The sequence below is a fragment of the Actinophytocola sp. genome (assembly GCF_036555685.1).
In the GTDB taxonomy this organism is placed as follows: Bacteria; Actinomycetota; Actinomycetes; order Mycobacteriales; family Pseudonocardiaceae; genus Actinophytocola.
Map to the genome: position 1 here is coordinate 1 of NZ_DATBKY010000207.1, position 9,972 is coordinate 9,972.

Sequence of the window (9,972 nt, forward strand, 5' to 3'; positions counted from 1 at the left end):
GCCTACACGTTCTCCTACGCCACGTTCGGCGAGTTCCTCGCCTGGATCATCGGCTGGGACCTGGTGCTGGAGTTCGCGGTCGGCGCGGCCGCGGTGGGGACGGGGTGGTCGGAGTACCTGCAGACGGTCCTCGGCTACATCTTCGGCGAGGACGTCAAGACCACCGCCGACCTCGGTGGCCTCTCGGTGAACTGGGGCGCGCTGCTGCTGATCGCGGTGCTGTCCACGCTGCTCGCGCTCGGCACGAAGCTGTCGTCGCGGGTCAGCATGGTGATCACCGGGATCAAGGTTGCCATCGTGCTGTTCGTGATCGTGCTCGGCATCTTCTACGTCAAGGGCTCGAACTACAGCCCGTACGTCCCGCCGGGCGAGTCCGGCGCGTCGGCCTCGACCGGTGTCGACCAGACGGTGTTCTCGTGGCTGGCCGGCGGGTCGAGCAGCGCGTTCGGCATCTTCGGCCTGCTCGCCGGCGCGTCGCTGGTGTTCTTCGCGTTCATCGGCTTCGACGTCGTCGCCACCACCGCGGAGGAGACGAGGGACCCGAAGCGGGCGGTGCCGCGCGGCATCCTCGGCTCGCTCGCGATCGTGACCGTGCTCTACGTCGCGACCGCGCTCGTCGTGACCGGCATGGTGAAGTACACCGACCTGGCCACCGAGAACGGCGAGCAGAAGACGCTCGCGACCGCGTTCTCGCTCAACGGCAACGACTGGGCGGCGAACATCATCTCCGTCGGTGCGCTCGCCGGCCTCACGACGGTCGTCATGGTGCTGATGCTCGGCCAGGTGCGCGTGCTGTTCGCGATGTCGCGCGACGGCCTGCTCCCGCGCGGGCTCGCCCGCACGGGCGAGCGCGGCACCCCGGTCCGCGCGACGATCCTCGTCGCCGCGCTGGTCGCCGCGGCGGCGACGTTCTTCCCGGCCGGCAAGCTGGAGGAGATGGTCAACGTCGGCACGCTGTTCGCGTTCATCCTGGTGTCGGCGGGCGTGATGATCCTGCGCCGCACGCACCCGGAGCTGCCGCGGGCGTTCCGGGTGCCGGCGCTGGCGGTCATCGGCCCGGCGGCGATCGTCGCCTGCGTGTGGCTGATGATCAACCTGACGATCCTCACGTGGGTGCGGTTCTTCGTCTGGATGGTGATCGGCGTCGTCGTGTACTTCACCTACAGCCGGCGCCATTCGGTGCTGGGCATGCGCACCGCGACCGCGACGCCGCTGCCGGTGGACGGAGCGGATCCGAAGGCCGGCCAGAGTTGACCTTCCGCTGCCTCGACGTCGGGTCGACGTGGACCAAGGGCGTCGTGGTGTCGGCGGGTGGTGCCGTGCTGGGTGTCGCCCAGCACCGCACCACGCCGCCGGAGGTGCTCGACGGGGTGGCCGCGGTGACGGCCGCCCTGCCGGCCGCGACGACGACGCTGGCGTGCTCGTCGGCCGGCGGCGGGCTGCGGCTCGCGGTCGTCGGCCAGGAGCGGCTGGTCAGCGCGGAGGCCGGGTACCGGGTGGCGCTGTCGGCGGGGGCGAAGGTCGTGCACGTGTCGTCGGGCCTGCTGGCGCCGGCCGACGTCCGGACGCTGCGGGCCGCCGCGCCGGACGTCGTGCTGCTGGTCGGCGGCACGGACGGCGGCGACGAGAAGGTGTTGCTGCACAACGCGTCCCGGCTCGCCGCGTCCCGGCTGGCCGTGCCGATCGTGCTGGCCGGCAACGCCGACGCGCGGCCCGCGGCGCTGTCCTCTCTCGCCGGCCGCCGGGTCGTCGCGACGGACAACGTGCTGCCGGACGTCGGCGAGCTCGCGCCGGGCCCCGCGCGCGCCGCGATCCGCGAGGTGTTCCTGCGGCACGTGATCGGCGGCAAGGGCCTCTCCCGCGGCCCGCGGTTCCGCCGCCTCGTCAGCACGGTCACCCCGGACGCGGTGCTGTCGGCGGTGTCCCGGCTCGCCGGAGTACTCGCCGCGGCGGAGGAACAGCCGGGCGCGGTCCTCGTGGTGGACGTCGGCGGCGCGACGACCGACGTGTACTCCGCTGTGTCCACAGTGGAGGCTGCCGAGCACGCGGTGGCGCTGCCGCCGGACCGGCGCACGGTCGAGGGCGACCTGGGCATGCGGGTGAGCGCACCGGGCGTCGTCGCCGAGGCGGTGGCGGAACGCCTTGCGGTGCCGGACTTTCTGGCCGCGGCGGCCGGCCGCCGGCACGCGTCCACCGACCTCGTTCCGTCCACACCGGACGAGGTCGCCGCGGACCTGGAGCTGGCCCGGCTCGCGGTTGTCCTCGCCGTCCGCCGCCACCTGCGCATGGTCGACGGCCGGCTGGGCCCGCGCGGGGCCGGCGTGCTCGTCCTGTCGGGCGGCGTGTTCCGCCACGCCGCCGACCTGGCGGGCGTCGAGGCCGCACTCCGCGAGCAGCTGGGCCCGGTGCTGCGCCACGCGGAGATCCGGGTGGACCGGCAGGGCCTGCTCGGCCCGGCGGGGCTGCTGACCCAGGCGGGCCACCCGCAGACCGCGGACGCGGTGCTGCGCGCGCTGCATCCGGCCGGTGTCGATGGCCGGGGGCCGGCCGGACGACCCGTCAGCGAGGTCAGCGGGAGTTGAGCCGGGCGGCCTGGCGTGTGAGGTGGTCGCGCTCGGCGAGGTTGGCCGCCTTCCGGGCGGCCTCGGCGTAGAGCCGTGCCGCGGTCGCGAGGTCGCCGTCGCGCTCGTGGAGGTATGCCGCCACCGCGGCGTGGCGGGGCAGTGCGTCGTCCAGGGCCGCGAGTGCCTTCAGGCCGGCGCGCGGTCCGTCCGCCTCGCCGACCGCCACCGCGCGGTTGAGCCGGACGACCGGGCTGTCGGTCAGCCGTGCGAGCTCGTCGTACCACTCGACGATCTGCACCCAGTCGGTCTCCTCGGCGGCGGGCGCGTCGGCGTGGAGGGCCGCGATCGCCGCCTGGGCCTGGAACTCGCCCAGCCGGTCGCGGGCCAGCGCCGCCTGCAGGATCTCGACGCCCTCGGCGATCAGGCGCGTGTCCCACCGGCCGCGGTCCTGCTCGGCGAGTGGCACCAGGCTGCCGTCGGGCGCGGTCCGGGCGGCGCGCCGGGCGTGGTGGAGCAGCATGAGGGCGAGCAGGCCCGCCACCTCGGGGTGGTCGATCGCGGCCGCGAGCTGCCGGGTGAGCCGGATGGCCTCCGCGGCGAGGTCGACGTCGCCGGAGTAGCCCTCGTTGAAGACCAGGTAGAGGACGCGCAGCACGGTGGCGACGTCGCCGGGCTGGTCGAACCGAACGCCGGACACGGTCCGCTTGGCCCGGCTGATGCGTTGCGACATGGTCGCCTCGGGCACCAGGTATGCCTCGGCGATCTGGCGGGTGGTCAGGCCGCCGACGGCGCGCAGGGTGAGCGCGACCGCCGACGCCGGCGTCAGCGACGGGTGGGCGCACAGGAAGTACAGCTGCAGCGTGTCGTCCACCGCGGGCCCAGGCGCCGGCTGCTCGTCGGCGGCCGGCGCGGTGAGGTCCTCACGCCGGCGGCGGGCGGCGTCGGCCCGGGTCGCGTCGAGGAACCGGCGCCACGCCACGGTGATCAGCCAGCCCTTCGGGTCCCGCGGCGGGTCCGCCGGCCACGCGCGGAACGCCTCGACCAGCGCGTCCTGCACGGCGTCCTCGGCCGCCGCGAAGTCGGCTCCGCGGCGGACGAGGATCCCGAGCACGGTCGGCGTGAGGCTGCGCACCAGCGACTCGTCCATCCGCGCGGTCATTCCGTGATGGTCGGCGGCCCGGTCAGGAAAGGCCGCACCTCCAGCCACTCGTGGATCGGCTTCCCGCCCGCCCCGGGGGCGGCGGACAGCTCGCCGGCCAGCTCGACGGCGCGTTCGTGGCTGTCGACGTCGATCACCATCCAGCCGGCGATGAGGTCCTTGGTCTCGGCGAACGGGCCGTCGGTGACCGGCGGGCGGCCCTCGCCGTCGTACCGGACGAACGTCCCGTCCGGGGCGAGCGCCTGAGTGTCGACGAACTCGCCGGTCTCCTCGAGCCGGGCCGCGAAGTCCCGCATGAACTGCATGTGGGCCGAGATCTCCTCCGGCGTCCACTGCTCCATCGGCACGTCGTTGACGGCGGCAGGTGCGCCGCGGTAGTGCTTGAGCAGCAAGTACTTGGCCATTTCGGGTTCTCCTCGATGCCGGCGCGACCCATTCTGGTCGCGTTCAGGAGCTGGGACGGAGCCGGTCACGGGTTCTCGACATCGCCGGCTCGTCTTTTCCGAGTCTTTGCCGAGCCGGGCCGCCCGGCCGCGGGGTCAGCCGCGCTGACGTTCCGCGCGGCGGCGCATGAGCTCCTCGATGGAGCTGGGCAGGGTCGTCTCGAAGTCGATCAGCTTGGCCCAGGTCGGCCGCACCACGATCCGGACCATGCCGTCGTAGAGCGCCCGCACCTCGGCCTCCCACTCGGTCCGCTGCTCGGGCGTCATCTGGTAGGTGCCGTTCCACTGGAGGTACTCGTCGGGAATGCCGTCGACGACGTCCAGCTCGGCCCGGCCGCGGATGAGCAGGATCTTCGGCGGGTGTGCCTCGGTGTCGATCGTCAGGGCGACCGCGGGGTCGCGGCGCAGCGCCGGCAGCTTCCGCGCGTTCTTCGCCGTGCACATGACGATCTCCGAGCCGTTCCAGACGAACCCGATCGGGATCGCCCGCGGCGTGCCGTCCAGGCCGGTGAACGCCAGCCGGGCCAGGTCACGGGCCAGGAGCTTCTGGCTGAGTGGGTGGTTGAGGACCTCGTCGAGGGCGCTTCGGCGCATTGGTCGGTCTCCTGTCTCGCGAACGTGTCGTGTTGTCCGCGGGCGGCGGACACCGCGGGGACGGAGCGGCATGCGGCAGTTCGACACACGGCCGGCTGTGACCTCAGCCACCACCCCATGCCGGGCTACGGCGCGGACGGGAACAGCAGGTCCAGCTGACCCAGCGTCGGCTCCGCCGGGTCCAGGCCCGCGGCCATCGCGACCGCCCGGTCCCACTCGGGATCCGCCGTGTAGTTGGCGTGCCGCTGCACCCCGGGCGCCCACCGCCGGCCCTGCGCCGGGGCCGCCGCCGGGTCGGGCAGCCAGTGATCCAGGCCCAGCACCAGCGCCCCGGACGGCGCGCGCGTCGCGGGGGAGAGCGGGCCGACCGTGCCGTCCGCGCGGAAGCCCACGCCGAGCAGCTCCGTGTCGTACACCTGCTGGTCCCACGTCGTGACCGCGCCGCCCAGCGGGTCGGTCCCGCGGCAGAGCGAACGCCATCGCGTGCCCAGCTCGCCCGCGAGCGCGCCCATCGCCGGCAGCGGCAGCACCGCCGGGAACGCCCGGCAGTACGCCCACCGCAGCTGCGAGCCCACGGTCACCAGCCCGATCCGCCGCCGGTCCGGCTCGTCCAGCGAGTTGAGCAGCCGCGCGGCGGCGACGGCGACCAGCAGGCTGCCGTGCGAGTCACCGGTCAGCACCACCCGCGTGCCCGGCTCGCGCAGGTGCTCGACCGTCCGCGCGGCCAGCTCCGGCGCCACCTTCATCGCGTAGCACGGCGGCACGATCGGGTGCGCCTCCCGCGGCCAGAAGCACGCCAGATCCGTGATCACGCCGAGCTGGCGGCCCGCCCGCGGTGCGCGCGCCGCGTTGTAGACCGCCCGCAGCAGCGCCCCGGCCAGCACGCCCAGCGACAGCACGCCGATCGCGGACAGCGGGCCGGTCCACACCGGCAGTACCGGCCGGGTCAGGCGCAGCCCCAGGGCCACCGCCGCGCCCGCCGACAGCACTGCCGCACCGGTCAGCAGGATGTGGTGCAGGTGCGCCCGCCGCCAGCCGGCCGACCGCCACGCCCGCGCGGCGACCGGCACGGCGCCGCCGGTGTGCAGCAGCCGCACCATCGCGTCGGCGTCGGTGAGCCGCCCGGAGCGCAGCCGCAGGACGGTGTACGCCGCGAACAACCCGGCGCCGACCGCCGCCACCACCCCCAGCACGGCCGCCGCGCCCCACAGCAGCGTCACCGGCTCGTAGCCCTCGGGCAGCTTGTCCGGGGCACCCAGCAGCTTGCGGACCGCGACGGCCAGGCCGACCCCGAAACCGCCGCCCAGCAGCGCCGCCACGGCGACCGTCGGCGCCGCCATCCACCCGCCGGCCCACGGCCGCAGCGCCCGCGGCCGGCCGCGCCACTCCTGCCGCGCGATCAGCGCCGCCGGCACCAGCAGCAGGCCGAACAGCACGACGAGCACGATCAGCACCGCGGCGAGCGCCTCGACCGTCGAGTCGGTCCCGGTCAGCTTGTCCGGCAACGGATCCTGGGCGGCGGCCGACAGCGCCACCAGCACGTAGCCGAGCCCTAGCAGCACCCGCCGGGTCACCGGGCCGAGCGCCGCCCGCAACCACCGTCCGGCCCGGACCGGGTGCGCGCCCCGCGGGTCGTCGAGCAGCAGCACGCCGAGCAGCGCGACCACCAGCAGCGCCAGGGCGCCCGCCCACAGCACGGCGAGACCGCCGCGCGGCACGTGGAACGGTCCGCCGAGCGGCAGCAGCGCCACGGTCGAGAGCGCGGCGAGCAGGTGCAGCGCGCGCAGCGTCGGCGTGTCCGGGTCGGCCACGAGGTTCGTGCCGGGCAGCAGCACGCGCGCGTTCGGCGGCGTGGGCGGCGGGTTCGCGACCGCGTGGTCGGCCTCGGTCTCCCAGGCGACGCACGAGATGCGGAACAGCACGTAGATCAGCAGCAGCACCGGCACGAGCCCGATGAGCGGGCGCACGAGGTAGGCCTCGCGCAGCCAGTCCGGCACGGTCCGCGCCAGGCAGGCCGAACCGGGCGCGAGGCACTGCGCGGCGAGGAGGTCCAGGCTCACCACCGCGGCCTGGGTGACCAGGAGCATCGTCAGCAGCACGGCCGCGAGCCGCAGCAGCGACCGGTTCGCGAGGCCGAGCCGCGTGGCGAGCCGGTGCCCGGACGGGATCGGCGGCAGCATCCAGTGGGCCACGTTCGCCAGCGAGAACGGGAACAGCAGCGCCCAGGCCGCCTTTGCCGCGCCGCCCGACGTCATGCCGCCCCAGATGTAGCCCTCGACGACCCGCGGGATCGACTGCCCCTCGGCACGCAGCATCGGCCCGGGCGCGGGGCGCAGCAACCGGTCCGCCGGTTGCACGATCCGGCCGATCCCGTCCCCCGCGACGTCCACCGCGGCGACCGAGGACACGAGGGTCTCCGGGGCCGTCCCCATCAGCCCGTGGACGCGCAGTTCCACCACGCGGGTGTCGGGTCCAGCCGCCAGCACGCGAGTGTCCTCCTCCCTCTATGGCCGCTCGAGTCGATCAACTTCGGGTAACGGTAGTGTTCCTGCGGAGGCCATGAGTTTGGAGGATGTACGGAATGACCGCTGTTAACAGCCAGGATGCGACCGTGGCACGGTTCGCCAAGAAGGTCGGCGACCTGGACTTCGCGGTGGCCGACCTCTCGCTGGCCGAGTTCGGCCGCAAGGAGATCCGCCTCGCCGAGCACGAGATGCCCGGCCTGATGGCCTTCCGGCGCGAGTACGCCGAGGTGTACCCGCTGCGCGGCGCGCGCGTCTCCGGCTCGCTGCACATGACCGTGCAGACGGCCGTGCTGATCGAGACGCTGGTGTCGCTGGGCGCGGAGGTGCGCTGGGCGTCCTGCAACATCTTCTCCACCCAGGACCACGCCGCGGCCGCGGTCGTCGTCGGCCCGCACGGCACCGCGGAGGAGCCGAAGGGTGTGCCGGTGTACGCCTGGAAGGGCGAGACGCTGGAGGAGTACTGGTGGTGCACCGAGCAGATGCTGACGTGGCCGGACGGCGGCGCGCCGAACATGCTGCTCGACGACGGCGGTGACGCGACCCTCCTGGTGCACAAGGGCACCCAGTACGAGGCGGCCGGCATCGTGCCGCAGGCCGAGTCGGACGACCCCGAGGAGTGGAAGGTCATCCTCGAGGTCCTGCGCAAGTCGCTCGCCTCGGACAAGCAGAAGTGGACCCGTACGGGCGCGGAGATCAAGGGCGTCACCGAGGAGACCACGACCGGCGTGCTGCGCCTGTACCAGCTGGCCGCCGCGGGTGAGCTGCTGTTCCCGGCGATCAACGTCAACGACTCGGTCACCAAGTCGAAGTTCGACAACCGCTACGGCATCCGCCACTCGCTGGTCGACGGCATCAACCGCGGCACGGACGTGCTGATCGGCGGCAAGGTCGCGGTCGTCTGCGGCTACGGCGACGTGGGCAAGGGCGCGGCCGAGTCCCTGCGCGGCCAGGGCGCGCGCGTGATCGTCACCGAGATCGACCCCATCTGTGGGCTGCAGGCCGCGATGGACGGCTACGACGTGCAGCGCCTGGAGACCGTGCTGGACAAGGCCGACATCGTGATCACCACCACGGGCAACAAGGACGTGGTGATGGCCGAGCACATGTCCCGGATGAAGCACCAGGCGATCCTGGGCAACATCGGCCACTTCGACAACGAGCTCGACATGGCCGGCCTGGCCCGCTACCCGGGCATCAGGCGGATCAACATCAAGCCGCAGGTCGACGAGTGGGTGTTCCCGGACGGGCACTCGATCATCGTGCTGTCCGAGGGCCGGCTGCTGAACCTCGGCAACGCCACCGGCCACCCGTCCTTCGTGATGTCGAACAGCTTCTCCAACCAGGTGATCGCGCAGATCGAGCTGTTCACCAAGAACGAGGAGTACGACAAGGAGGTGTACCGGCTGCCCAAGAAGCTCGACGAGAAGGTCGCGCGCATCCACCTGCAGGCGCTCGGCGGCGAGCTCACGAAGCTGACCAAGGAGCAGGCCGAGTACATCGACGTCGACGTCGACGGCCCGTTCAAGGCGGACCACTACCGCTACTGAGGTCCACATGCGACAAAGGGGCCGGCCCGCGCGGTCCGGCCCCTTTCGCATGTGTCAGTAGTGGACGCGGGCCATCACCGCGCGGTGGTCGGAGTAGTTCCGGTCGTCGCGGTCGGAGCCGGTCTCGGCCTGGTCCGCGGCGTCGCCCTCGTTGAACGTGATCGTGTGGAAGCCGGTAACGCCGGGCAGGCCACCGGACGGCTTGCGGGCCCACACGAAGTCGATGCGCCGGTCGCCGCCGATCGTCCAGTTGTCCCCGAGGCAAGCCTTGCTGCCGCCGCACCCGGCGTAGCCGGCGTCGCGGAAGCCGAGGCTGCCGCCTGTGTCGCCGTTGAGCAGCTGGTACCAGGCCCGGAAGGTGCCGCCGCTGAGGTCGGAGACGTTGTGGTCCCCGGCGAAGATCAGCAGGCTGCCGCCGTAGCCGTCCTCGGTCAGCTCGGCCGCCGTCTCGCGGGCGTTGGACTCCGAGCACGCGGTGCCGCCGCCGGACGCGGCGGTCGCCCAGTGCACGGAGGCGACGGTCACGTCCTTGTTCGCGATCTTGTCGTGCAGCCGGACCTTGACGGCCTTGGTGCGGGCCTGGTCGTTGTTGGCGCACGAGCCGGACTCGTCGCTCTGCGCCTGCCAGGTCCGGGCGCCGAGGCCACGGTCGGTGAAGCGGGCCTTGCGGTAGATCACCGCGTTGGTCTGGTGGTCCTTCGGCGCGCCGCACGGGCTGTTCATCGCGGCGGGTGCGGCCTCGGCGATGACGCCCGCGTACGCCTCGCCGAGGTCGGCGGAGAGCCGGTTCACGTACGACGTCAGCTGGGTCTGGTTGCTGATCTGCTGGACGGTGAACAGGTCCGGCTTGAGCGGGGCCCGCTTGAGGTAGTAGACGAGGTCCTGCCAGTCGCCGGGGCACTGCAGGTCCACGGTCGGCAGGTTCTCCAGGTTGTTGTCGACGACCTGCACGAACGCGGGGTCGTTGTTCGCGGCCGCGGTGGTCACGTCCGCCGGTGCCTGCTCGGCGATGGCGGGAACCAGCCCCGCCGCGGCGATCACGAGCGCGCCCGTGATGCCAATTCCTGTCCAGATCGCACGCATACGAGTGAGTGAATCACAAGTTCAGTGCAGAGTTTCGCCTCTTTCGAGCATCCCGAC

General features: G+C 73.0%; 8 protein-coding genes. 3 read left to right on the forward strand and 5 right to left on the reverse strand.

Annotated elements, in window-relative coordinates; genetic code table 11:
- Both VH969_RS19610 and VH969_RS19615 read left to right on the forward strand, forming a co-directional pair.
- Positions 1-1,254 (forward strand): amino acid permease (locus tag VH969_RS19610; RefSeq protein WP_331976253.1); only part of this gene is annotated, 1,254 nt, incomplete at its 5' end.
- Complete coding sequence (locus VH969_RS19615) at positions 1,251-2,582, forward strand: glutamate mutase L (RefSeq protein WP_331976255.1); 1,332 nt, start codon at positions 1,251-1,253, stop codon at positions 2,580-2,582. The genes VH969_RS19610 and VH969_RS19615, both read left to right, overlap by 4 nt.
- On the opposite strand, the gene VH969_RS19620 is transcribed toward VH969_RS19615, so the two are convergent.
- From VH969_RS19620 to VH969_RS19635, 4 genes are all read right to left on the reverse strand, one after another.
- A complete protein-coding gene (locus tag VH969_RS19620) occupies positions 2,569-3,711 on the reverse strand; it encodes an RNA polymerase sigma factor (protein WP_331976267.1) in 1,143 nt (380 codons plus the stop codon). The genes VH969_RS19615 and VH969_RS19620 overlap by 14 nt on opposite strands.
- Positions 3,712-3,719: 8 nt before the next feature.
- On the reverse strand, positions 3,720-4,127 hold the full coding sequence (locus VH969_RS19625; protein WP_331976257.1) for a YciI family protein: 408 nt from the start codon (positions 4,125-4,127) through the stop codon (positions 3,720-3,722).
- Positions 4,128-4,262: 135 nt separating this feature from the next.
- A complete protein-coding gene (locus tag VH969_RS19630) occupies positions 4,263-4,760 on the reverse strand; it encodes a pyridoxamine 5'-phosphate oxidase family protein (RefSeq protein ID WP_331976259.1) in 498 nt (165 codons plus the stop codon).
- A gap of 125 nt (positions 4,761-4,885) precedes the next feature.
- Positions 4,886-7,192, reverse strand: a complete 2,307-nt coding sequence (locus tag VH969_RS19635; protein WP_414638576.1) for a hypothetical protein — start codon at positions 7,190-7,192, stop codon at positions 4,886-4,888.
- Positions 7,193-7,341: 149 nt separating this feature from the next.
- Between VH969_RS19635 and ahcY the strand changes: the two genes are divergently transcribed.
- A complete protein-coding gene (gene ahcY / locus VH969_RS19640) occupies positions 7,342-8,832 on the forward strand; it encodes an adenosylhomocysteinase (protein WP_331976263.1) in 1,491 nt (496 codons plus the stop codon).
- A gap of 54 nt (positions 8,833-8,886) precedes the next feature.
- Here ahcY and VH969_RS19645 read toward each other — a convergent pair whose 3' ends face one another.
- Complete coding sequence (locus VH969_RS19645) at positions 8,887-9,915, reverse strand: exonuclease/endonuclease/phosphatase family protein (protein WP_331976265.1); 1,029 nt, start codon at positions 9,913-9,915, stop codon at positions 8,887-8,889.
- Positions 9,916-9,972 lie beyond the last annotated feature (57 nt).

Excerpts from the sequence above, each read along its gene's own strand:
- VH969_RS19620 (WP_331976267.1), bottom strand. The coding sequence starts at position 3,711 with ATGGACGAGTCGCTGGTGCGCAGCCTCACGCCGACCGTGCTCGGGATC.
- VH969_RS19625 (WP_331976257.1), bottom strand. The coding sequence starts at position 4,127 with ATGGCCAAGTACTTGCTGCTCAAGCACTACCGCGGCGCACCTGCCGCC.
- VH969_RS19630 (WP_331976259.1), bottom strand. The coding sequence starts at position 4,760 with ATGCGCCGAAGCGCCCTCGACGAGGTCCTCAACCACCCACTCAGCCAG.
- VH969_RS19635 (WP_414638576.1), bottom strand. The coding sequence starts at position 7,192 with ATGGGGACGGCCCCGGAGACCCTCGTGTCCTCGGTCGCCGCGGTGGAC.
- ahcY (WP_331976263.1), top strand. The coding sequence starts at position 7,342 with ATGACCGCTGTTAACAGCCAGGATGCGACCGTGGCACGGTTCGCCAAG.
- VH969_RS19645 (WP_331976265.1), bottom strand. The coding sequence starts at position 9,915 with ATGCGTGCGATCTGGACAGGAATTGGCATCACGGGCGCGCTCGTGATC.